The following is a 21,857-nucleotide window of genomic DNA, read 5'->3' as shown; positions in this document are numbered from 1 at the left end:
GGGTGGCTGGTCGTTGCTTGAGAACTGCACAGTGGACGCGAGCATCTGTGGCCAAGTTTTTAAGGGCGCACGGTGGATGCCTTGGCACCAGGAACCGATGAAGGACGTGGGAGGCCACGATAGGCCCCGGGGAGCTGTCAACCAAGCTTTGATCCGGGGGTGTCCGAATGGGGAAACCCGGCAGTCGTCATGGACTGTCACCCGCTGCTGAACACATAGGCAGTGTGGAGGGAACGCGGGGAAGTGAAACATCTCAGTACCCGCAGGAAGAGAAAACAACCGTGATTCCGGGAGTAGTGGCGAGCGAAACCGGATGAGGCCAAACCAGTCACGTGTGATACCCGGCAGGGGTTGCGTGGTTGGGGTTGTGGGAGTTCTCTTTTGCAGTCTGCCGGCTGTGAGACGAGTCAGAAACCGTTGATGTAGGCGAAGGACATGCGAAAGGTCCGGCGTAGAGGGTAAGACCCCCGTAGCTGAAACATTAGCGGCTCGTTTGAGAACCACCCAAGTAGCACGGGGCCCGAGAAATCCCGTGTGAATCTGGCGGGACCACCCGTTAAGCCTAAATATTCCCTGGTGACCGATAGCGGATAGTACCGTGAGGGAATGGTGAAAAGTACCGCGGGAGCGGAGTGAAATAGTACCTGAAACCGTGTGCCTACAAGCCGTGGGAGCGTCGCTGTATGTGCTTGCACATGCAGTCGTGACTGCGTGCCTTTTGAAGAATGAGCCTGCGAGTTTGCGGTATGTTGCGAGGTTAACCCGTGTGGGGAAGCCGTAGCGAAAGCGAGTCCGAATAGGGCGTTGAGTAGCGTGCCCAAGACCCGAAGCGGAGTGATCTAGCCATGGGCAGGTTGAAGCGGAGGTAAGACTTCGTGGAGGACCGAACCCACCAGGGTTGAAAACCTGGGGGATGACCTGTGGTTAGGGGTGAAAGGCCAATCAAACTCCGTGATAGCTGGTTCTCCCCGAAATGCATTTAGGTGCAGCGTCGTGTGTTTCTTGCCGGAGGTAGAGCACTGGATAGGCGATGGGCCCTACCGGGTTACTGACCTTAGCCAAACTCCGAATGCCGGTAAGTGAGAGCGCGGCAGTGAGACTGTGGGGGATAAGCTCCATGGTCGAGAGGGAAACAGCCCAGAGCATCGACTAAGGCCCCTAAGCGTGTGCTAAGTGGGAAAGGATGTGGAGTCGCAGAGACAACCAGGAGGTTGGCTTAGAAGCAGCCACCCTTGAAAGAGTGCGTAATAGCTCACTGGTCAAGTGATTCCGCGCCGACAATGTAGCGGGGCTCAAGCACACCGCCGAAGTCGTGTCATTCATGCAATAGCCCTAACGGGTGTGTGGATGGGTAGGGGAGCGTCGTGTGCCGGGTGAAGCAGCCGTGGAAACGAGTTGTGGACGGTTCACGAGTGAGAATGCAGGCATGAGTAGCGATACACACGTGGGAAACGTGTGCGCCGATTGACTAAGGGTTCCTGGGTCAAGCTGATCTGCCCAGGGTAAGTCGGGACCTAAGGCGAGGCCGACAGGCGTAGTCGATGGACAACCGGTTGATATTCCGGTACCCGCTTTGAAACGCCCAATATCGAATCCATTAATGCTAAGGCCGTGAAGCCGGCCTGGAGTCTTCGGACAAAGGGACGTGGTGGAGCCGCCGATCCAAGGTGGTAGTAGGTAAGCGATGGGGTGACGCAGGAAGGTAGTCCAGCCCGGGCGGTGGTTGTCCCGGGGTAAGGGTGTAGGCCGTGTGGTAGGCAAATCCGTCACACATTAAGGCTGAGACCTGATGCCGAGCCGATTGTGGTGAAGTGGATGATCCTATGCTGTCGAGAAAAGCCTCTAGCGAGTTTCATGGCGGCCCGTACCCTAAACCGACTCAGGTGGTCAGGTAGAGAATACCGAGGCGTTCGGGTGAACTATGGTTAAGGAACTCGGCAAAATGCCCCCGTAACTTCGGGAGAAGGGGGGCCATTGCTGGTGATGAGTCTTGCACTCTGAGCTGGTGGTGGCCGCAGAGACCAGCGAGAAGCGACTGTTTACTAAAAACACAGGTCCGTGCGAAGCCGTAAGGCGATGTATACGGACTGACGCCTGCCCGGTGCTGGAACGTTAAGGGGACCGGTTAGTCGACCTTCGGGTCGGCGAAGCTGAGAACTTAAGCGCCAGTAAACGGCGGTGGTAACTATAACCATCCTAAGGTAGCGAAATTCCTTGTCGGGTAAGTTCCGACCTGCACGAATGGCGTAACGACTTCTCGACTGTCTCAACCATAGGCCCGGTGAAATTGCATTACGAGTAAAGATGCTCGTTTCGCGCAGCAGGACGGAAAGACCCCGGGACCTTTACTATAGCTTGATATTGGTGTTCGGTTCGGCTTGTGTAGGATAGGTGGGAGACTTTGAAGCAGCCACGCCAGTGGTTGTGGAGTCATTGTTGAAATACCACTCTGGTCGTGCTGGATGTCTAACCTGGGTCCGTGATCCGGATCAGGGACAGTGTCTGGTGGGTAGTTTAACTGGGGCGGTTGCCTCCTAAAGAGTAACGGAGGCGCCCAAAGGTTCCCTCAGCCTGGTTGGCAATCAGGTGTTGAGTGTAAGTGCACAAGGGAGCTTGACTGTGAGACTGACGGGTCGAGCAGGTACGAAAGTAGGGACTAGTGATCCGGCGGTGGCTTGTGGAAGCGCCGTCGCTCAACGGATAAAAGGTACCCCGGGGATAACAGGCTGATCTTCCCCAAGAGTCCATATCGACGGGATGGTTTGGCACCTCGATGTCGGCTCGTCGCATCCTGGGGCTGGAGTCGGTCCCAAGGGTTGGGCTGTTCGCCCATTAAAGCGGTACGCGAGCTGGGTTTAGAACGTCGTGAGACAGTTCGGTCCCTATCCGCTGTGCGCGTAGGAGTATTGAGAAGGGCTGTCCCTAGTACGAGAGGACCGGGACGGACGAACCTCTGGTGTGCCAGTTGTCCTGCCAAGGGCATGGCTGGTTGGCTACGTTCGGAAAGGATAACCGCTGAAAGCATCTAAGCGGGAAGCCTGCTTCGAGATGAGTACTCCCACCCCCTTTGAGGGGTTAAGGCTCCCAGTAGACGACTGGGTTGATAGGCCAGATATGGAAGCCTGGTAACGGGTGGAGTTGACTGGTACTAATAGGCCGAGGGCTTGTCCTCAGTTGCTCGCGTCCACTGTGTGGTTCCCGGGTTGCGAACAGTCGCAATCGCTGGTTGAACCAAGTTTCACTCTTTAACTAAAAAGTGTGCTTGTTCGCTAGAACCCGATAGGGTTTCGGTGGTCATAGCGTTAGGGAAACGCCCGGTTACATTCCGAACCCGGAAGCTAAGCCTTTCCGCGCCGATGGTACTGCAGGGGGGACCCTGTGGGAGAGTAGGACGCCGCCGAACAATCTTTCAGGACCCTTGGTCCCAGCGTTCACGCTGGGACCAAGGGTCCTTTTTGTTTTATGCCGAAGCGCGCCGAAGTCATCGGTGCGTGAGAATGAATGCAGTACCGAAGACAGGAGTCACGTCGATGTCCACCAACTCTTCCGACGATCGTTCGGAGCGCCGGCCGCAGCGGCGCGACGACGGTGACCGCGGTGGTTTCCGGCGTGACGACCGGGGGCCGCGTCGGGACAACGACCGTGGCGGTCGCCCGGCCGGCGGCGGTGGCGGCTACGCGGGGCGGGACAACCGCGGCGGGGACCGCGGCGGCGACCGTGGTGGCTTCCGCCGTGATGACCGTCCCTCCGGTGGCGACCGCGGTGGGTTCCGTGGCGGAGACCGTCGTGACGACCGGCCGCGTGGGCCTCGTCGCGATGATGAGCGTGGCGGCGGCTTCCGGCGCGATGAGCGAGGTGGAGACCGTCCCGCATTCCGTCGCGACGACCGTCCGTCGGGTGGTGACCGTGGTGGGTTCCGTGGTGGCGACCGGCGCGATGACCGCGGCGGCGACCGTGGCGGCTTCCGTCGCGATGACCGTCCGTCGGGTGGTGACCGTGGTGGGTTCCGTCGCGATGACCGTCCCTCGGGCGGTGACCGCGGTGGGTTCCGTCGCGATGACCGTCCCTCGGGCGGTGACCGTGGTGGGTTCCGTCGCGATGACCGTCCCTCGGGCGGTGACCGCGGTGGGTTCCGTCGCGATGACCGTCCCTCGGGCGGTGACCGCGGTGGGTTCCGTCGCGATGACCGTCCCTCGGGCGGTGACCGCGGTGGGTTCCGTCGCGATGACCGTCCCTCGGGTGGCGACCGCGGTGGTTTCCGGCGTGACGACCGGGGGCCGCGTCGGGACAACGACCGTGGCGGTCGCCCGGCCGGCGGCGGTGGCGGCTACGCGGGGCGGGACAACCGCGGCGGCGACCGTGGTGGCTTCCGTCGTGACGAGCGTCCGTCGGGTGGCGATCGCGGTGGGTTCCGTAGGGACGACCGGCCGGCCGGTGGTGACCGGGGCGGGTTCCGTCGCGATGACCGTCCCTCCGGTGGCGACCGCGGTGGTTTCCGGCGTGACGAGCGGCGGGATGACCGCGGCGGCGACCGTGGCGGCTTCCGGCGGGACGACCGTCCCTCCGGTGGTGACCGCGGTGGGTTCCGTCGTGATGACCGTCCGTCGGGTGGCGACCGTGGCGGGTTCCGGCGGGACGACCGTCCCTCGGGCGGGGACCGTGGTGGGTTCCGTGGTGGCGACCGGCGGGATGACCGTGGTGGCGACCGGCGGGATGACCGCGGTGGCGACCGGGGTGGGTTCCGCAGGGATGACCGGGGGCCGCGGCGGGACGACCGTGGTGGGTTCCGTAGGGATGATGAGCGTGGGCGTCGGCCGTATGGCGCGGGGCGCGGGCGGGACGACCGCCGGGACGATCGCCGTGATGACCGGCGGGACCGGGACCGGGAGCCGATCAAGCGGCTGCCGATTCCTGAGGACGTCACCGGTGACGAGATCGACAAGGATGTGCGGCAGGAGCTGCTGAGCCTGCCGAAGACGCTTGCCGACGATGTCGCCAAGAACCTGGTGATGGTGGCGAAGCTGCTGGACGAGGACCCGGAGAAGGCGTACGGGTACTCGCGGGTGGCGCTGCGGCTGGCGTCCAGGGTCGCGGCGGTGCGCGAGGCCGCGGGCTTCGCGGCGTACGCGGTCGGCAAGTACAGCGAGGCGCTGGCGGAGTTCCGTGCGGCGCGGCGGATGACCGGCAGCATGGAGCTGTGGCCCGTCATGGCGGACTGCGAGCGCGGTCTCGGGCGGCCGGAGAAGGCGATGGCCATGGCCGGCGAGCCCGAGGTCCAGAAGCTGGACCGAGCCGGACAGGTCGAGATGCGGCTGGTCGCGGCGGGTGCCCGGCGCGACATGGGGCAGGCGGACGCGGCGGTGGTGACGCTGCAGAGCCCGGAGCTCGCGTCGAGTGCGGTGCACCCGTGGACGGCGCGACTGCGGTACGCGTACGCGGATGCGCTGCTGGCGGTCGGGCGCGAGGACGAGGCGCGGGACTGGTTCGCCAAGGCGCTGGAGGCCGACCAGGGCGGCACGACGGATGCCTCGGACCGGCTCGCGGAGCTGGACGGGGTGGAGTTCACCGACGCGCTGGAGGAGGCCGACGAGATCGAGGACGCGGCCGAGGTCGAGGGTGCGCGGGACGACGAGGGTCCGGCGAAGGACTGAGCGGGCTGCTCGGCGTGAGCTGAGGTAGCGGAACGCCGCAGGAGAAGGAAGAAGGGCGGGATCCCCTCACGGGGTCCCGCCCTTCTTCCTTTTGCGGGTCGGATCAGGAGGCCGGTGCGTACGGGGCGAGGGGGTTGCGGAGGGTGCCCATGAGCTGGAGGGCGCCCGCGGGGTCCTGGAGGTCGACCATCTGCTGGTTGTTGCGCAGCTGAAGGCGGTTGAGGCAGGAGAGGGCGAACTCGTCGGTGAACAGGTCGTACTGGCGGAACTTGTCGGCGAGGTGGGGAGCGGACGCCTGGTAGTCGAGGGCACAGGCGGCGACCGTGTGCCAGAAGGTGTCCTCGTCGAGGATGCCGAGGTCGGCGAGGGTGCCGCTCAGGAAGCGGAAGAAGCAGTCGAAGACGTCGGTGAAGACGGAGAGGAGCTTCTTGTCCTCGGGGACGTCGGCGCGGATGCGTTCGACGGCGGGTGGCAGGACCGCGTTCGGGTCCATGACGGCGATCTCTTCGGCAATGTCCTTGAAGATGACGCGGTCCACGGCGCCGTCCTCGATGACCAGGATGGCGTTCTCGCCGTGCGGCATGAACACCAGGTCGTAGGCGTAGAAGGCGTGCAGGACGGGGGTGAGGTACGCGTCCAGGTAGCGGCGGAGCCAGACGGCGGGCTCCAGGCCGGACTCCTCGATCAGTGCGGCGGCGAACGAGCCGCCGGCACGGTCGACGTGGAGGAGCGAGGCCATGGTGGCCAGGCGCTCGCCGGGTTCGAGGGTGGGCACGGGGCTCTCGCGCCACAGGGCGGCGAGCATCTTGCGGTACGGGGAGTCCTTGGTGGTGGCGTCCTCGTACCGGCGGTGGTGGTAGCCGAGGGCGGCGCGCTCACGGATGATCGAGAAACGGGCGGCCCGGAAGGTGTCGTCCGCGGAGATCAGGCGGGCCAGCCAGTCGTTGATGGCCGGGGTGGCCTTCATGTACGACGCCGAGAGGCCGCGCATGAAGCCCATGTTGAGGACGGAGAGGGCCGTTTTCACATAGTGCTTGGTGGGGTGGGCGGTGTTGAAGAAGGTGCGGATGGACTGCTGGGCGAGGTAGTCGTCGTCGCCGGGGCCGAGGCAGACCAGCCGCTGCTGGGCGATCTCGGCGGCGAAGGTGATGGAGAGTTTGTTCCACCACTGCCAGGGGTGGGTGGGGAAGAAGTAGTAGTCGTCGGGTTCGAGGCCGAGGCCGGTGAGGGTGGCGGCGAAGCGGGTGCGGGTGGTCTCGTCGAGTTCGTCGCGTACGAGGGTGTCGTAGTCGAGGCCGGCGCCGGCGGTGAAGGTGGCGTGGTCGCGGTGGGCGGCGAGCCACATCAGCCGCAGGGGGCTCGCGGTCTCCGGCGCGTAGGCGTGGTACTCGTGGATGCCGAAGCCGAGGCGGCCGTTGTTGGCGACGAAACAGGGGTGGCCCTCGGTCATGCCGGTCTCGATGGCCTGGAAGCCGGACGTGGCGAGTCCGGCGGCGGTGGGCGCTTCGGCGGCGAGTTTGTAGGCGGTGCCGGAGAGGGTGGAGCTGATCTCCTCCAGGTAGACCGGCAGGATCTCCTCGCCGAGGCCGAGTGCGTCGCGCAGTTCGATGAAGAAGGCCAGGGCGTCCAGGGGGAGTGCGTGCTCGTCGCGGTGGCGGGTGATGCTGTCGGCATCGACCTGCCAGTGGTCCAGGGCCTGTCTGCGGGCGGTGAAGCGGTAGGCGGTGGCGCCGTCGTCGCTGTGGACGACGTAGTGGCCGTCCTGCGGGAGGCGCTGCGGGGCGAGCAGTCGCTCATGGGAGAACTCGGCCAGGCCCTTGCGGATCAGCAGGCGGTTGGCGCGCGCCCACAGGTCGGGGGTGAGGTGGGCGACGGCGTCCCGGGCAGGGAGGTGCGGGGTGCCGTCGGTGGGGGCGGTCATCGGTTCTCTCCTCGGGTGGCCAGGAACTGGTCGCGGGTGCAGGTGCTGAGGCAGGCGTCTTTGGAGGGGAGGGAGACGGTCCGCAGGACCTCGAAGCCGACGGCCTTGTTGAGGGCGTGGACGGCGGTGTTGCGGGCGTCGGGTTCGACCACGACCCGGCGGGTGCCGGGGTCGGCGAAGAGCATCTCCATGACGGTGGTGAGCACGGCGAGGGTGAAGCCGTGGACGGGGGTGTCGGTGGGGGCCGCCAGGAAGTGCATGCCGACGTCGCCGGGTTCGGCGGCATGGACGCCGACCAGTTCGCGGTGGGCGGGGTCGTAGCGCTCCACGAGGAAGGCCGGGGTGCCGTTGTGCAGGCCGAGGAAGGCGTGGTGGAAGGGGTCGGCGGCTATCCGCGCGAATTCCTTCTCGACGGCGGCGAGGTCGCAGTCCTGCATCAGCCAGAAGACGGCCTTGGGGTCGGTGACCCAGCGGTGCAGCATCGCGGCGTCGCCGGACGGGTCGACCGGGCGCAGGGCGAACTCCCCGAGCGCGGGGTCGGTGCGGGTGAACAGCGGGGTGCTCATGCGGGGATCTCCATGGGGTGGTGCGGGCCGGCCGGGGCGGCGAACTCCTGGAAGGCGATGGCCTTTTCGACCGGGTAGTACTCGCGGCCGAGCAGCTCGCGGATGATGCAGGCGTTGCGGTACGCGGCCATGCCGAGGTCGGGGGTGACGAAGCCGTGGGTGTGCAGCTCGGCGTTCTGCACGTAGATGCCGTGGCCGGCGGTGTCGATGCTGTAGTTGCGGGCCACGTCGTAGCGGCCGGCGTCGTCCCAGGCGATGCGGTCGTGGACGGGGGCGAGGAAGTCCGGTACGCGGTAGCGGTAGCCGGTGGCGAGGATCAGGCCCTGGGTGTCGAGGGTGAAGTCGGTGCCCTGTTCCTCCTGGCGCAGGCCGAGGGTGTAGGTGCCGCTGGATTCGTCGTAACCGGCGTGGTTCAGGGCGGTGTTGGTGAGCAGACGGGTGCGGACCGGGCCGGCCAGGTTCTTCTGGTAGAGCAGATCGAAGATGTCGTTGATCAGCTCGGAGTCGATGCCCTTGTAGAGGTTCTTGTGCGAGGCGTTGAGCCGGTCGCGGGTGGCCCCGGGGAGGGCGTGGAAGTAGTCCACGTACTCCGGTGAGGTCATCTCCAGCGTGAGCTTGGTGTATTCGAGGGGGAAGAAGCGCGGGGAGCGGGTGGCCCAGGTCAGGTGGTAGCCGTGGCTGTCGATGTCCTGGAGGAGGTCGTAGTAGATCTCGGCGGCGCTCTGGCCGCTGCCGATGAGGGTGATGCTCTCCTTGGCCTGGAGGGCGGGCTTGGCCGCCAGGTAGTCGGCGTTGTGCAGCAGATCGCCGCCCAGGCCCTGGCAGGCGTCGGGGAGGTGGGGCGGGGTGCCGGTGCCCAGGACGAGCTTGCGGGCGCGGTGGGTGGTGCGCTCGCCGGTGGGGAGGTGCTCGGCGTGCACGACGTAGAGCTCCGTGCCGGGGTCGTACTCGACGAGCGTGACCCGGTGGGCGAAGCGGATGCTGTCCAGCTTGCCGGCCGCCCAGCGGCAGTAGTCGTTGAACTCGGCGCGCAGCGGATAGAAGTTCTCGCGGATGTAGAACGGGTAGAGCCGCCCCGATTCCTTGAGGTAGTTCAGGAACGAGAAGGGCGAGGTGGGGTCCGCGAGGCTGACCAGGTCGGCGAGGAAGGGCACCTGGAGGTGGCTGCTGTCCAGCATCATGCCGGGGTGCCAGTCGAAGGACGGCTTGTCGTCGAGGAACAGGCCGTCGAGTCCGTCGATCGGCTCGGTCAGGCAGGCCAGTCCCAGGTTGAACGGGCCGAGGCCGATGGCAATGAAGTCGTAAGGGGCGGACACGAGGTCTCCGATGAGGGGGAGGTCTGCGGTGGGGAGGTCTGGGGAGGGTCAGCGCGCGCTGAGGGCCGGCCGGGACTGCTCGGCGAGGTAGGCGCCGGCGTGTTCGGCGATCAGATCGAGGACGGCGGCGATGTCCTCGAGGGTGGTCTCCGGGTTGAGCAGGGTGAATTTGAGGTGGTGGCGGCCGTCGACGACGGTGCCCGCGACGATCGCGTCACCGGAGGCGAACAGGGCGTCCCGGAGGTGCAGGTTGACCCGGTCGCAGAGTTCGGGGTCCTGGTCGGTGCTGGGGACGTAGCGGAAGACCAGGGTGCTCAGCTGGGGTTCGACGACGACGGAGAAGCGGGGGTCGTCGTGGAGCAGTTTCCAGGCTTCCGCGGCGCGGTCGATGACGTCGTCGAAGAGTTCCCCGACGGCCCCGGCACCCATGATGCGCAGGGTGAGCCAGAGCTTGAGGGCGTCGAAGCGGCGGGTGGTCTGGATCGACTTGTCGACCTGGTTGGGGATGCGCCGCTCCACCATGCGGCGCGGATTGAGATAGTCCGCGTGGTAGGTGACGTGCCGCAGGGTGGCGCGGTCGCGGACCAGGACGGCGCTGGAACTGACCGGCTGGAAGAAGGACTTGTGGTAGTCGACGGTCACCGAGTCGGCGCGTTCGATGCCGGTCAGCAGGGCGCGGCGGCGGGAGACCAGCAGGCCGCAGCCGTAGGCGGCGTCGACATGCATCCAGGTGCCGTACCGGTCGCGCAGGTCGGCGATCTCGGGGAGCGGGTCGATGGAGCCGAAGTCGGTGGTGCCCGCGGTGGCGACGACGGCCATGGGCATCAGCCCGTCGCGGTGGCAGCGCGCCAGTTCGTCGGCCAGGTCGGCGGTGCGCATCCGCTTGTTCTCGTCGCCGGGGACGGTGATGACGGCCTCCGCGCCCATGCCGAGCAGCGTGGCCGACTTGCGGATGCTGAAGTGGCTGCACTCGGACGTGAGGATCCGCAGCCGGGGCAGGACGTCCGTGAGGCGGCTCGGGGGAGGAGTGGAGGGCTCTGCGACGGGCGCGCCGTCACCGGTCAGGGCGCGGCGGCAGGCCTCGTCCCGGGCGAGCAGCAGGGCCTGGAGGTTGGACTGGCTGCCGCCGCTGGTGAAGATCCCGTCGGCCTGTGCGCCCAGGCCGATGCGCTCGGCGGTCCAGTCGACGAGCCGGCGCTCGATGAGGGTGCCGCCGGCGCTCTGGTCCCAGGTGTCCAGGGAGGAGTTGACGGCGGAGAGCACGGCCTCGCCGACGAGGGCGGGGATCACCACGGGGCAGTTGAGGTGCGCCAGATAGCGCGGGTGGTGGAAGTAGACGGCGTCGCGGAGGTAGACCTCTTCGAGTTCGTCGAGTGCGGCGGCCGCGTCGTGCAGGGGCGCGTCGAGGTCGATGCCGGAGACGGCGGGGGTGAGGCGGTCGACGGTGATGCCGGTGAACGGGCGGTCGGTGGCCGCGATTTTGGCGCCGATGCGGGCGACGCTCTCGGTGACCGCACTGCGGTAGTGCGGGGCCGTCTTCTCGTTGAGCAGGTATGTCCGGCTGTCGGCCGGGTCCTCGGCGGGGCGCGCGAGGAGATCCATGAAGGTGCCCTCCGTGGTGCGGACTTGACCACGTCCAGCGCAGGCTGAGGTGCGCGCAGGGGCAGGGAAGCCCACCCGAGGGGCGTGGTTAGGTAAGGCTAACCTAATCACGCGTCGGGTGGGGCGGGAGGTGCCGTGGAGGCGGCGGGGCCCAGGGGGTTCAGTTCCGGTGGTCGTCCAGGGTGCGCAGGACCAGACCGGTGGCGGGCTTGGGGCCGAAGGAGGTGGACTTCCGCGGCATCGTCACGCCGTGCTCCGCGAGTTGACGGACCGTCTCCTCGGAGGTGGCGCGCATGAGAACGGCGGTGCCGCCGTGCCGGGCGGCCTGTTCGACGGCGGCGCCGGTGTGGTGCAGATAGCTGATGTCCGACGGGTGGTCGGGGATGTGCCAGACCTCGTCCAGCAGGACGGAGTGCAGCACCGTGGCGTCCAGCCGCCGCCAGGCCTCGGGCCGGTCCCGGCGGATCGTACGGTCCAGCAGCGCGGGATCGGGACGGTCCAGGAGGTGGAAGGAGTCCGGCCCGCCGGCGAGGACGAAGGCGGTGCCGGGCGTCTCCTCCAGGGTCTCCAGGGCGGTGGACAGCTCGCCCGGCAGGGTGCGGGCCCGGAACGCGCCGGCCAGATCCGCCAGGGCCTTGGCGGGCGGCAGATGTGGCAGCACGCGGTGGATCGCGCGGACCTGGAGCGGATAGCGGGCGGTGTCCACCAGCAGCACCAGGCCGAAGGCCCAGGGCGAGGCGGCGGTGGCGCCGGGCTGCTGCTCGTACAGCCGCTGGTAGGTCGCCCAGCGGTGGTGGCCGTCGGCGATCAGCGCCTGCCGGCAGCTGAGATCGTCGTCGACGGCGGCGAGGTCGGCGGGGTCGGTGACCGCCCACAGGCGGTGCGCGAAGCCGTCCTCGGTGACGGTGTCCAGCAGCGGGTCGCGCTCCACCGTGCGTTCGATGACGGCGGCGGCGCCGGTCGCGGTGCCCTGGCTGCGGTAGGAGAGCAGCAGCGGCTCGAAATTGGCCGCCGCCGCGCGCATCAGGGCGGCCCGGTCCTCGACCACCTCCGGGATGACGCCCTCGTGGGGCAGCACCGGGCCGTCCAGGCCCAGCGCCCCGATCAGCCCGCGCTGCAGCACCTCGCCGGAGCGCTGCTCGTAGACGTACAGCGCGGGTTCGTCGTCCTGCCTCAGCACGCCCTCGGCGCGCCAGCGGCGCAGGGTGTCGGCGGCCTGGCGGTGGCGGGTGGTGGGGTCCGCGGCGTGCGGCAGGATCAGCCGGACGATGTTGTACGGGTCGGCGGTCTCCAGATGGCGCACGCCGTCCGGCCGCACCACTACGTCGTACGGCGGGGAGGTCACAGCGGTCAGGCTGCCGACCCGGTCGCGGTCGTAACGCAGCCCGCGGAACGGGAGGAGGCGGAGGCCGTCGGTACTGGTCATTGAAGAATGCTATGCCGCCGGGCCGATGAGGGAAGATCGGGGGACAGCCCGTGCGTGGCTGGAAATATCGGTATGCGCGAGGGGGAGAAACGGTGTATCGGGCGGCGCGGTGAGCGCCTGCGCCCGGTACGCGGCGGATCTCTTCGTGCGAGGTGTGGGAGCGAGGAGCGAGACGGCATGAACGAGCAGGTTCGCAGGCAGCCCGACGGGTGCCGGCGCCCGCTGAGCGAGGCGTACGACACGGCGCTGCTGGATCTGGACGGGGTCGTCTACGCGGGCGGGCAGGCCCTGGCCCATGCCGTGGAGTCGCTGACGCGCGCGCGGGACGGCGGGATGCACCTCGCCTATGTGACCAATAACGCCGCCCGGACCCCGCAGGCCGTTGCCGACCAGTTGTCCGGTTTCGGGCTGCCGACCGGTCCGGACGATGTGATCACCTCGGCGCAGGCGGTGGCGCGGCTGATCTCCGAGCAGGTGCCGGCGGGCGCGCGGGTGCTGGCCATCGGGGGTGAGGGGCTGTGGGTGGCGCTGCGCGAGCGCGGTCTCGAGCCCGTCCGCTCGGCGGATGACGACCCGGCGGCCGTGGTGCAGGGCTTCGACCCGATGCTGGACTGGGGGCGGCTGGCCGAGGCCGCGTATGCCGTGCAGCGCGGGGTGCCGTGGTTCGCGTCCAACACGGATCTGACGATCCCCAAGGAGCGCGGGATCGCCCCCGGCAACGGCGCGTTGGTGGAGGTGGTCCGGTCCGCCGCGGGCGGTACGCCGCAGGTGGCGGGCAAGCCGCAGCCGCCGATGCACCGGGAGACGGTGCTGCGCACCGGCGCCCGGCGGCCACTGGTGATCGGCGACCGGCTCGACACCGACATCGAGGGCGCCTACAACGGCGAGGTCGACTCGCTGCTGGTGCTCACCGGCGTGACCACCCCCGCCGAGCTGCTGGCCGCTGTGCCGCAGCACCGTCCCGCGTACGTGGACGAGGACCTGCGCGGGCTGCTGGCACCGCAGCCGGAGGTGACCGCGGACGGCGGGGGTTTCCGGTGCGGCGGCTGGCGCGCCGAGGCGGCCGGTGACGCGCTGGACGTGACGGGTGAGGGGACGCCGCTGGACGGGCTGCGGGCGCTGTGCGCGGCGGCCTGGACCGCTGCCGGGGACGGCAGTTGCGGGGCGGAGTCGCGGAAGGTGCTGGAGCGGATCGGGATGTGAGCGGGCGGACCGGCAGGCGAGGGGGCCCGGCGCTTGGGCCGGGCCCCCGGTGCGTGGTTCAGCCCGCGTCGGCCGCCGCCGCGGCGGCAGCGGTCAGCTCCGCGATCAGGTCCTCCTCGGTGGCGCCCCGGCGCCAGTAGCCGGTGAACTTCACGGCCCTGCGGTCGATGCCGCGCTCGCGGACGAGGTGCCTGCGCACCGCCTTGACGGTCCCGGCCTCGCCGGCGATCCAGGCGTACGGCGTGCCCTCGGGCAGTTCGGCGGCGCGCAGCGCGTCGAGCACCGGCTCGCCGCTCGCGGCGGCCGTCTCGTCCCGGACCAGCCAGCGGATGTCGGCGTCGGCGAAGGTGGGCAGGCGCTGCCGGTCGTCCTCGTGCGCGATCTCGATCCAGACCTCGGCCCGGGTGCCGGGGGAGAGCCAGGACAGGATGCCGGCGATCGCGGGCAGCGCCGTCTCGTCGCCGGTGAGCAGGATCCAGTCGGTGCCGGCGGGCGGCCGGAAGTCGACGCCGCCGTTGTCCTCGACGGCCGGGGCGAGGACGGTCAGCCGGTCGCCGGGCCGCGCGCGGGCGGCCCAGCGGGAGGCGGGGCCGCCCGCCGTGGCGGCGGAGTGCGGCCCGGCGCCGTGCAGCGCGAAGTCGACGTCGAACTCCGCCGGTTCATGGTGCTGTTCGCGGATCGTGTACGAGCGCATCACCGCACGCTCGGCCGGGTCCTGCGCCCGCCAGGCGGTGTACCAGCCGTCGCCGGTGTCCTCGAAGACCGGCCGGTCCTGGTGGGGCTGCGGGAGGAAGAGCTTGAACCGCTGGTCGCGACCGCCGGAGGCCAGGTCCGCGAGCCGCTCGCCGCCGAAGGTGATGCGCACCATGGAGGGGCTCAGCCGTTGGGACCTGACGACGTGCACATCGAAGAAGCGGAACGGTGCGGTGGTGGGGGCGGCGGTCGTGGTCATGCGGGGGAACCTCCCGGGAGGATGCTGGGGGCGTGCGGCGGCGGGGTGCGGTGGCTTCCGTGGGCTGCGTGGCCTGTCGCGGGGCGGCGGCGGTGCGTCCCGGTGCGGGTGGGCGGGGCGGAGCGGCCGGCCGTGGCTGCGGGCCGTCCCGCCCCTGCACCCCGGCTAAGCCACCGCGGACGGACGTCACTTGGTCTTCTTGGCGCTCTCGATCGCCTTGGCGAGCGACTCGATCAGCGGAGCGGCGCCCGCGTAGGAGAAGCGCGGCTCGCTCGACCAGGGGGTGATCTGGCCGGCCTTGACGGCGGGCAGCTTGGCCCAGGAGGGCTTGGCCGCCAGGTCCTTGGGCTGGAGGGTGGCCGTCCGGTTGTCCAGCAGGAGGACGTCGGCCTGGTACTTGTCGGCGTTCTCCCAGCTCAGGCTCTCGAAGTAGCCGCCCTTGTCCAGGTGGTCGGGGACGATCAGGTCGACGCCGAGGGACTTGTAGTACATGAGGTCGGCGTTGATGCCGGGGTTGGAGGCGTAGAAGAGGTCGGGGCTGCCGGAGCAGGCGAGCACCTTGACCGGGTGGGCCTTGGCAGCCTTGCGCAGGGCCGCGGAGGCCTTCTCGAAGCGGGCCTTGGCGTCGGTGACCTTCTTGGCCTTCAGGTCGGCGCCGAGCGATCCGGCCAGTTCGGCGTAGCGCTCGATGATCTTGATGAGCGGGACGCGGGAGGAGGTGAGGGCGACGGACTTCGCCAGCTTGGTGATCTTGTCCTTGCTGTCGTCCGGCACGAACCACAGCGCGCCCGGCTCGTACATGTTGGTGACCAGCAGGTCGGGGCGCAGCGCCGCGTACTTCTCGACGTTGAACTGGTTGTAGGCGTTGCCGATGACGGTGACCTTGTCGACGTCCAGGTCGCCGGCCTGCGGGTCGGGCTTGCCGTTCTTGAGCTTGGTGGGGCCGAAGACGCCGACTATCCGGTCGTCGATCCCGAAGTCGTGCAGGGCGGCCGCGGTGCCGGTGAAGGCGACGATCCGCTGCGGGGTGTTCTTGAGGGTCACCGTCTGCTTGCGGTCGTCGGTGAAGGACCACGGGCCGGTTCCGGCGCCGCTGTTGGCGCCCCCCGCGCTCTTGTCTCCGCCGCATGCGGCGAGCAGGGCGCCGATGCCGAGGGCGCCGCCCGCGGCCAGGATGCCGCGACGGGACGGGGTGACGCTACGGGAGGTGCTCATGATGGCGGTGCTTCTCTCTGCGAGGGCCGATGAGTCAAAATGTGAGGGTAGGCTAACCTAACTATCGTGTTGGTTGACAGTCCCCCCGAAGCAACAACGGCCCCGGCCCCCGTGCACCCCCGGCGGCGCCATCTCCGGCGCTCCGTGGGGCTGGTGGCCGCCGTGGCCGTCCTCGCGGTGATCGCCGCCCTGGGTATCGCCGTCGGCGCAAAACAGATCCCCTTCGACCAGGTGTGGCACGGGGTGTTCCACTACTCCGGCTCCGACACCGACGTGGTCGTCCGCGACGTCCGCTTCCCCCGCACCCTGCTGGGCCTGATCGTCGGTGCCGCACTCGGCCTGGCCGGCACCGTCATGCAGGCGCTCACCCGAAACCCCCTGGCGGACCCCGGAGTTCTCGGCATCAACGCCGGTGCCTCGGCCGCGGTCGTCTCCGCCATCAGCTTCTTCGGCATCACCTCGCTGACCGGCTACGTGTGGTTCGCGTTCGCCGGCGCCGCGGTGGTCTCCGTCGCGGTGTACGTCCTCGGCGGGACCCGCGGCGCCACGCCCGTACGCCTCGCCCTCGCCGGCACCGCGCTGACCGCCGTCCTCGTCGGCTACATCAACGCCGTCAACCTGCTGGACACCGCGACCCTGGACAAGATGCGCTTCTGGACGGTGGGTTCGCTGGCCTCGGCCACCCTGCCGACGGTCCTCGACATCGCGCCGTTCCTCGCGGTGGGCGGCGTCCTCGCGCTGCTGATCGCCCGGCCGCTGAACGCCCTCGCGCTCGGCGACGACCAGGCGCGGGCGCTGGGCGCCCGGCTGACCCGCACCCGGGTGCTGGCGATGGTCGCGGTCACCCTGCTCTGCGGCGGGGCGACCGCCGCCTGCGGCCCGATCGTGTACGTCGGCCTGATGGTTCCGCATGCCGTACGGGCCATCACCGGGCCCGACATGCGGTGGATCCTGCCGTACTCCGCGGTGCTCTCGCCGGTGCTGCTGCTCGGCGCCGATGTCCTCGGCCGGGTGGTGGCCCGGCCCGGCGAGCTGCAGGTCGGCATCGTCACGGCCGTGGTCGGCGGCCCGGTCTTCATCTATCTCGTACGGCGTCGGAGGATGGCCCAGCTGTGAGCGCGACCGTGAAGCCCGGAAAGGGAACCGAGGAGAACACCGGTGCGGCGGAGTCCGTGGCCGCGCGCGGCCGGCGGACGGGGGCGGCCCGGCGGGTCACCGTGGTGCGGACCAGGGGCGGGCGCTCGGTGCGGCTGGACGTGCCCGCCGTGGTGGCCGGGCTGGTGCTGCTGGCCGTCGCGCTGGCCGCCGGGATCGCACTGATCGGCTCCGGCGACTACCCGATGACCCCGGCCGAGGTGATCACCACCCTGACCGGCGGCGGGGACGCCGGCCAGGAGTTCATCGTGCAGGATCTGCGGCTGCCGCGGGTGCTGGTGGGCCTGCTGGTCGGCGCCGCGTTCGGGATCGCCGGGGCGGTCTTCCAGACCGTGTCGCGCAATCCGCTGGGCAGCCCCGACGTCCTCGGGTTCGCCCAGGGCTCGTCCGTCGGCGCACTGGTCGCCATCGTCTACTTCCAGGCGGGGACCCTCGCGGTCGCGGCCGGCGCCGTCGTCGGCGGCGTGCTCACCGGCCTCGTCATCTTCGTCCTGGCCTGGAAGCGCGGCGTCCACGGCTACCGTTTCGTGCTCGTCGGGATCGGCGCGAGCGCCATGCTGTACGCGATGGTGCTCTACCTCCTGACCAAGGCGAACATCGTCGAGGCGACCCGCGCCACCACCTGGATGACCGGTTCCCTCAACGGCCGTGACTGGGACCAGTTCGGGCCGCTGGCCGCGGTCTGCGCCGTCCTCGTCCCGCTGCTGCTGTGCTACGGGCGTCCGCTGCGCATGCTGGAGATGGGCGACGACGCGGCGAGCGCACTGGGCGTACGGGTCGAGCGGGTCCGCATCGTCGTCCTGCTGGCGGCGGTCGTGCTCGTCGCCGCGGCCACCGCGGCCGCCGGGCCGATCTCCTTCGTGGCGCTCACCGCGCCCCAGCTCGCCCGCCGGCTGTCCCTGCCGCGCTTCCTCAAGGGCGCGGGGCGGGGCGCCCCCCTGCCCGGCCCCAATCTGCTGCTGTCCGCGCTCATGGGCGCCGCGCTGCTGGTCACCGCGGACTGGTCCGCACAGCGGCTCTTCGGCGCCGACCAGTTGCCGGTGGGCGTGCTGACCGGCGTTCTCGGCGGCGGCTATCTGCTGTGGCTGCTGGCCACGGAGCGCAGGGCGGGACGGATATGAGCCGGGGCGTGCGACGGGCGGACGGGACGGGCGGGGGCGCGCGGCCGGAACCGGCGGCGCGGCCCGCGGCGGACGACGACGGCGCGGCGTCCGTCGGACGGATCTCGCGCGCGGACGCCGTTCGGCAGCGAGCGGGCCGACGGCGGCGCGCGGGCCGACAGCAGTGCGCGGGACCACAGCACAGAGCCGGGCAGCAGCGGGAGCCGGGCATCAGCGCAGACACGACAACACCAGGAGTTCCGAAGTGAGCCGCCTTACGGCTGAGAACGTCACCCTCGCCTACGACCAGCGGGTCATCGCCGAGAACCTCTCGGTGGCCATCCCCGACCGCTCCTTCACGGTCATCGTCGGCCCGAACGCCTGCGGCAAGTCCACGCTGCTGCGCGCACTCTCGCGGATGCTCAAGCCGGCCGCCGGGTCGGTGCTGCTGGACGGCTCCGCGATCTCCTCGCTGCCCGCCAAGAAGGTCGCCAGGACGCTCGGGCTGCTGCCGCAGTCCTCGATCGCGCCGGACGGGATCACCGTGGCGGACCTGGTGGCGCGTGGCCGCTATCCGCACCAGGGGCTGCTGCGGCAGTGGTCGGCCGACGACGAGCGGATCGTGCAGGAGTCGATGGCCGCCACCGGCGTCGCCGAGCTGGCCGAACGCTATGTCGACGAGCTGTCCGGCGGGCAGCGGCAGCGGGTGTGGATCGCGATGGCGCTCGCCCAGCAGACACCGCTGTTCCTGCTCGACGAGCCGACGACGTATCTGGACATCCAGCACCAGATCGAGGTGCTGGACCTGTGCGCCGAGCTGCACGAGGAGCAGGGGCGGACGCTGGTCGCCGTCCTGCACGACCTCAACCACGCGGCCCGTTACGCGACCCATCTGATCGCCATGAAGGACGGTGCGGTCCTCGCCGAGGGCGCGCCGGCCGACATCGTCACGGCGGAGCTGGTGGAACGGGTCTTCGGGCTCGGCTGCCAGATCATCGAGGACCCGGAGACCGGCACACCGCTGGTCGTCCCGGCCGCGCGCAGGCGCCGTCGGAGTGGCCCCGGGGAGGCCCGGACCGCCACGGGCGGTGCTTCGGACGGCGGTGACGCCGCAGGCGGGGGCCCGGCCGACGGCGAAGCGGCCGACGGTGACCGAGTCGCGGGCAAGCAGGCCGACGGGAACGTGGCCGTGGGGAAGAGGTAGAGCGGGGCGGCGCCTACAGCAGCGTTCTGAGGCGCAGCAGGTCGCGCAGGCCGGCCTCCAGCTTGACGCGACCGCTGCCCCAGGCCTTGGCGAAATTCAGCTTCCCGTCCACCAGGGCGACCAGATCGTCGCCCGCCATGGACAGGCGGATCTCGGCCTTGTGCGGAGGCGGGCCGGGGACACTGGTCACCTCCTGGATGGAGCCGTGGGACAGCCGCCCGAGGAAGGTGACATCGAGGTCCGTGATGCGGCAGCTGAGCGAACGGTCGAGCGCCGTTGCGCTGCGGACGTTGCCGTCCGCCGAGGACAGGTTCTGGGCCAGCCGGTCGAGAGCGGCGCGGCACTGGTCGAGGGTTGCCATCGTGATCGACGATACGCCAGGTCGGGGACGGCTCGTTCGCCCTTGTCAGCCTTCGCCAAGGTAGCGTCGGGGGCATGGAAGAGCCGACGTCCGGCCCGGGGCCCAAGGCGCCCACGGGAGCCGAGGAACCTGCCGGAGCCGAGGAGACCCCCGGAGCCGAGCCGGGCGGGTCCGACGTACCGGGCGGCCCGGCCGGGCCGCGGCCGATCGGGGTGGGCACGACACCGACCGGCCAGGCCGCGGTCGATACCACGCTGCGCCGCCTCGCCGATGCCGACCACCTCCCGGCGAGCGGACATCTGCGGGTGTACGAGGATGTGCATCGTGGGCTGCGCGATGTGCTGGCCGCTCTCGACCAGCACCCCGGGCCGCCCGCCCCTTCCTCGGCGACGCACGACCTCAGGAGCTGAACCACAGGTGGCAGGAGTGGCACGACGCCGACTCGACGCGGAGCTGGTGCGCCGCAAGCTGGCCCGTTCCCGCGAGCACGCGAGCCAGCTGATCGCCGCGGGCCGGGTGACCGTCGGCGGTGCGACCGCGACCAAGCCGGCCACCCAGGTGGAGACCAGCGCGGCCGTGGTCGTACGCGAGGACGAGAGCGACCCCGACTACGTCTCGCGCGGCGGGCACAAGCTCGCCGGAGCCCTCGCCGCCTTCGTCCCGCTCGGCCTGAAGATCGAAGGCCGGCGGGCGCTGGACGCGGGCGCCTCGACCGGCGGCTTCACCGATGTCCTGCTGCGGTCCGGCGCCGGTCATGTCGTCGCCGTCGACGTCGGATACGGACAGCTCGCCTGGTCGCTGCAGAGCGACGAGCGGGTCACCGTCAAGGACCGCACCAACGTGCGCGAGCTGACCCTCGAACAGATCGACTCGCAGCCCGTCGACCTCGTCGTCGGCGACCTCTCGTTCATTCCGCTGAGGCTCGTCCTGCCCGCGCTGGCGAGGTGTGCGGCGCCCGACGCGGACCTGGTGCTGATGGTCAAGCCGCAGTTCGAGGTCGGCAAGGAGCGGCTGGGCAGCGGCGGGGTGGTGCGCAGCGCGGAGCTGCGGGCCGAGGCGGTGCGTGCCGTCGCGCGGCGGGCGGCCGAGCTGGAATTTGGCGTACTTGGCGTAACTGCGAGCCCCCTGCCCGGCCCTTCGGGAAATGTCGAGTACTTTCTGTGGCTGCGCGCCGGGGCGCCTGCACTCGACCCGGCGGACGTCGACCGTGCAGTGGCGGAGGGGCCTCGTTGACCACTACCCATGCAGTTGAAGACAGCGCAGCACACGGGAACACCGGAGCCGCGCGAACGGTGTTCCTGCTCGCCCACACCGGCCGGCCCGCGGCCATCCGCAGCGCCGAGCTCGTGGTCCAGGGGCTGCTGCGCTGCGGCATCGGCGTGCGGGTACTGGCGGAGGAGGCCGCGGACCTGCCGCTGCCGCCGTCCGTCGAACGCGTCAAGACGGAGCCGTGCGCGGCCGAGGGCTGCGAACTGCTGGTGGTCCTGGGCGGGGACGGCACGCTGCTGCGCGGCGCGGACTTCGCCAGGACCTCCGGTGTCCCGATGCTCGGCGTCAACCTCGGCCGGGTCGGCTTCCTCGCGGAGGCCGAACGCGACGACCTCGACAAGGTCGTCGACCGGGTCGTGACCCGCGCGTACGAGGTCGAGGAGCGGATGACGCTCGATGTCCTCGTGCGCAACAACGGCAGTGTCGTCTACACCGATTGGGCCCTGAACGAGGCCTCGGTGGAGAAGGCCGCCCGGGAGCGGATGCTGGAGGTCGTCACCGAGGTCGACGGCCGGCCCGTCTCGCGCTTCGGCGGCGACGGAGTGGTCTGCGCGACGCCGACCGGCTCCACCGCGTACGCTTTCTCGGCCGGCGGCCCCGTGGTCTGGCCCGAGGTCGAGGCCCTGCTGATGGTCCCGATCAGCGCGCATGCCCTGTTCGCCAAGCCGCTGGTCACCTCGCCGCGTTCCGTCCTGGCGGTCGAGGTGCAGCCCAAGACTCCGCACGGCGTCCTGTGGTGCGACGGCCGTCGCAGCATCGAACTCCCGGCGGGCGCCCGCGTCGAGGTCCGCCGCGGCGCCGTCCCCGTACGCCTGGCCCGCCTGCACCATGCCTCCTTCACGGACCGTCTGGTCGCCAAGTTCGCCCTCCCGGTGGCCGGGTGGCGGGGAGCTCCGCAGTAGCACGGTCCGGCGGA

The 21,857-nt window shown here is 69.7% G+C and carries 16 protein-coding genes, 2 rRNA genes and 1 pseudogene; 11 read left to right on the top strand and 8 right to left on the bottom strand.

Annotated elements, in window-relative coordinates:
* Positions 1-49 precede the first annotated feature (49 nt).
* The 4 genes and pseudogenes from Scani_RS25665 to Scani_RS41820 all read left to right on the top strand — a co-directional run bounded on the left by Scani_RS25665 (position 50) and on the right by Scani_RS41820 (position 5,651).
* A 23S ribosomal RNA gene (locus tag Scani_RS25665) occupies positions 50-3,172 on the top strand.
* Positions 3,173-3,286: 114 nt separating this feature from the next.
* Positions 3,287-3,403: ribosomal RNA gene (rrf, locus tag Scani_RS25660) — 5S ribosomal RNA — on the top strand.
* Positions 3,404-3,701: 298 nt separating this feature from the next.
* Positions 3,702-4,622 (top strand): annotated as a pseudogene (locus tag Scani_RS42215) (hypothetical protein); the annotation flags it as partial.
* Between the two features lie 279 nt (positions 4,623-4,901).
* On the top strand, positions 4,902-5,651 hold the full coding sequence (locus Scani_RS41820) for a tetratricopeptide repeat protein (RefSeq protein WP_218039235.1): 750 nt from the start codon (positions 4,902-4,904) through the stop codon (positions 5,649-5,651).
* A 103-nt stretch (positions 5,652-5,754) separates the two neighbouring features.
* Here Scani_RS41820 and Scani_RS25650 read toward each other — a convergent pair whose 3' ends face one another.
* The 5 genes from Scani_RS25650 to Scani_RS25630 form a co-directional block, all read right to left on the bottom strand.
* On the bottom strand, positions 5,755-7,572 hold the full coding sequence (locus Scani_RS25650; RefSeq protein ID WP_159480193.1) for an IucA/IucC family protein: 1,818 nt from the start codon (positions 7,570-7,572) through the stop codon (positions 5,755-5,757).
* Entirely contained in the window at positions 7,569-8,138 is a 570-nt protein-coding gene (locus Scani_RS25645) for a GNAT family N-acetyltransferase (protein ID WP_159480192.1), read from the bottom strand. Before Scani_RS25645 ends, Scani_RS25650 begins: the two co-directional genes overlap by 4 nt.
* Positions 8,135-9,454, bottom strand: coding sequence for a lysine N(6)-hydroxylase/L-ornithine N(5)-oxygenase family protein (locus tag Scani_RS25640; RefSeq protein WP_159480191.1), 1,320 nt, complete (start codon positions 9,452-9,454; stop codon positions 8,135-8,137). The genes Scani_RS25645 and Scani_RS25640 overlap by 4 nt, the downstream gene beginning before the upstream one ends.
* A gap of 48 nt (positions 9,455-9,502) precedes the next feature.
* Positions 9,503-11,056 (bottom strand): pyridoxal phosphate-dependent decarboxylase family protein, encoded by a 1,554-nt coding sequence (locus Scani_RS25635; RefSeq protein WP_159480190.1) that lies wholly within the window; start codon positions 11,054-11,056, stop codon positions 9,503-9,505.
* A gap of 160 nt (positions 11,057-11,216) precedes the next feature.
* Positions 11,217-12,482 carry a DUF1015 family protein gene (locus Scani_RS25630; protein ID WP_159480189.1) on the bottom strand — a complete coding sequence of 422 codons (1,266 nt, stop codon included), beginning with the start codon at positions 12,480-12,482 and terminating at the stop codon, positions 11,217-11,219.
* A 177-nt stretch (positions 12,483-12,659) separates the two neighbouring features.
* On the opposite strand from Scani_RS25630, the gene Scani_RS25625 reads away from it, so the two are divergent.
* On the top strand, positions 12,660-13,685 hold the full coding sequence (locus Scani_RS25625) for an HAD-IIA family hydrolase (RefSeq protein ID WP_159480188.1): 1,026 nt from the start codon (positions 12,660-12,662) through the stop codon (positions 13,683-13,685).
* Positions 13,686-13,743: 58 nt separating this feature from the next.
* On the opposite strand, the gene Scani_RS25620 is transcribed toward Scani_RS25625, so the two are convergent.
* Together Scani_RS25620 and Scani_RS25615 are read right to left on the bottom strand one after the other, a co-directional pair.
* Positions 13,744-14,637, bottom strand: a complete 894-nt coding sequence (locus tag Scani_RS25620; RefSeq protein WP_159480187.1) for a siderophore-interacting protein — start codon at positions 14,635-14,637, stop codon at positions 13,744-13,746.
* Positions 14,638-14,823: 186 nt separating this feature from the next.
* Positions 14,824-15,852, bottom strand: a complete 1,029-nt coding sequence (locus Scani_RS25615) for an ABC transporter substrate-binding protein (protein ID WP_159480186.1) — start codon at positions 15,850-15,852, stop codon at positions 14,824-14,826.
* Between the two features lie 66 nt (positions 15,853-15,918).
* Between Scani_RS25615 and Scani_RS25610 the strand changes: the two genes are divergently transcribed.
* The 3 genes from Scani_RS25610 (at position 15,919) to Scani_RS25600 (ending at position 19,311) form a co-directional block, all read left to right on the top strand.
* Positions 15,919-16,968 carry a FecCD family ABC transporter permease gene (locus tag Scani_RS25610; protein WP_159480185.1) on the top strand — a complete coding sequence of 350 codons (1,050 nt, stop codon included), beginning with the start codon at positions 15,919-15,921 and terminating at the stop codon, positions 16,966-16,968.
* 56 nt (positions 16,969-17,024) lie between these two features.
* Positions 17,025-18,128 carry a FecCD family ABC transporter permease gene (locus Scani_RS25605; protein ID WP_371872434.1) on the top strand — a complete coding sequence of 368 codons (1,104 nt, stop codon included), beginning with the start codon at positions 17,025-17,027 and terminating at the stop codon, positions 18,126-18,128.
* Between the two features lie 244 nt (positions 18,129-18,372).
* Positions 18,373-19,311, top strand: a complete 939-nt coding sequence (locus tag Scani_RS25600; RefSeq protein ID WP_246296161.1) for an ABC transporter ATP-binding protein — start codon at positions 18,373-18,375, stop codon at positions 19,309-19,311.
* Between the two features lie 13 nt (positions 19,312-19,324).
* On the opposite strand, the gene Scani_RS25595 is transcribed toward Scani_RS25600, so the two are convergent.
* Complete coding sequence (locus Scani_RS25595) at positions 19,325-19,672, bottom strand: SCP2 sterol-binding domain-containing protein (protein ID WP_159480183.1); 348 nt, start codon at positions 19,670-19,672, stop codon at positions 19,325-19,327.
* Positions 19,673-19,746: 74 nt separating this feature from the next.
* Between Scani_RS25595 and Scani_RS25590 the strand changes: the two genes are divergently transcribed.
* Genes Scani_RS25590 through Scani_RS25580 form a run of 3 tightly spaced genes read left to right on the top strand, consistent with a single transcriptional unit; the run spans position 19,747 to position 21,843 of the window.
* A complete protein-coding gene (locus tag Scani_RS25590) occupies positions 19,747-20,082 on the top strand; it encodes a hypothetical protein (protein ID WP_159480182.1) in 336 nt (111 codons plus the stop codon).
* 7 nt (positions 20,083-20,089) lie between these two features.
* Positions 20,090-20,905, top strand: a complete 816-nt coding sequence (locus tag Scani_RS25585; RefSeq protein ID WP_159480181.1) for a TlyA family RNA methyltransferase — start codon at positions 20,090-20,092, stop codon at positions 20,903-20,905.
* A 59-nt stretch (positions 20,906-20,964) separates the two neighbouring features.
* Positions 20,965-21,843 carry an NAD kinase gene (locus tag Scani_RS25580; protein WP_159482369.1) on the top strand — a complete coding sequence of 293 codons (879 nt, stop codon included), beginning with the start codon at positions 20,965-20,967 and terminating at the stop codon, positions 21,841-21,843.
* Positions 21,844-21,857 lie beyond the last annotated feature (14 nt).

Origin of the sequence: Streptomyces caniferus (assembly GCF_009811555.1) — a bacterium.
GTDB lineage: Bacteria > Actinomycetota > Actinomycetes > Streptomycetales > Streptomycetaceae > Streptomyces > Streptomyces caniferus.
This window is presented reverse-complemented; position numbering and strand designations above follow the sequence as displayed.

What these genes read in the sequence shown, in the direction of transcription:
- Scani_RS25650 (WP_159480193.1), bottom strand. Translation starts at nt 7,572, where the DNA reads ATGACCGCCCCCACCGACGGCACCCCGCACCTCCCTGCCCGGGACGCC.
- Scani_RS25620 (WP_159480187.1), bottom strand. Translation starts at nt 14,637, where the DNA reads ATGACCACGACCGCCGCCCCCACCACCGCACCGTTCCGCTTCTTCGAT.
- Scani_RS25595 (WP_159480183.1), bottom strand. Translation starts at nt 19,672, where the DNA reads ATGGCAACCCTCGACCAGTGCCGCGCCGCTCTCGACCGGCTGGCCCAG.
- Scani_RS25645 (WP_159480192.1), bottom strand. Translation starts at nt 8,138, where the DNA reads ATGAGCACCCCGCTGTTCACCCGCACCGACCCCGCGCTCGGGGAGTTC.
- Scani_RS25615 (WP_159480186.1), bottom strand. Translation starts at nt 15,852, where the DNA reads ATGAGCACCTCCCGTAGCGTCACCCCGTCCCGTCGCGGCATCCTGGCC.
- Scani_RS25630 (WP_159480189.1), bottom strand. Translation starts at nt 12,482, where the DNA reads ATGACCAGTACCGACGGCCTCCGCCTCCTCCCGTTCCGCGGGCTGCGT.
- Scani_RS25625 (WP_159480188.1), top strand. Translation starts at nt 12,660, where the DNA reads ATGAACGAGCAGGTTCGCAGGCAGCCCGACGGGTGCCGGCGCCCGCTG.
- Scani_RS25635 (WP_159480190.1), bottom strand. Translation starts at nt 11,056, where the DNA reads ATGGATCTCCTCGCGCGCCCCGCCGAGGACCCGGCCGACAGCCGGACA.
- Scani_RS25590 (WP_159480182.1), top strand. Translation starts at nt 19,747, where the DNA reads ATGGAAGAGCCGACGTCCGGCCCGGGGCCCAAGGCGCCCACGGGAGCC.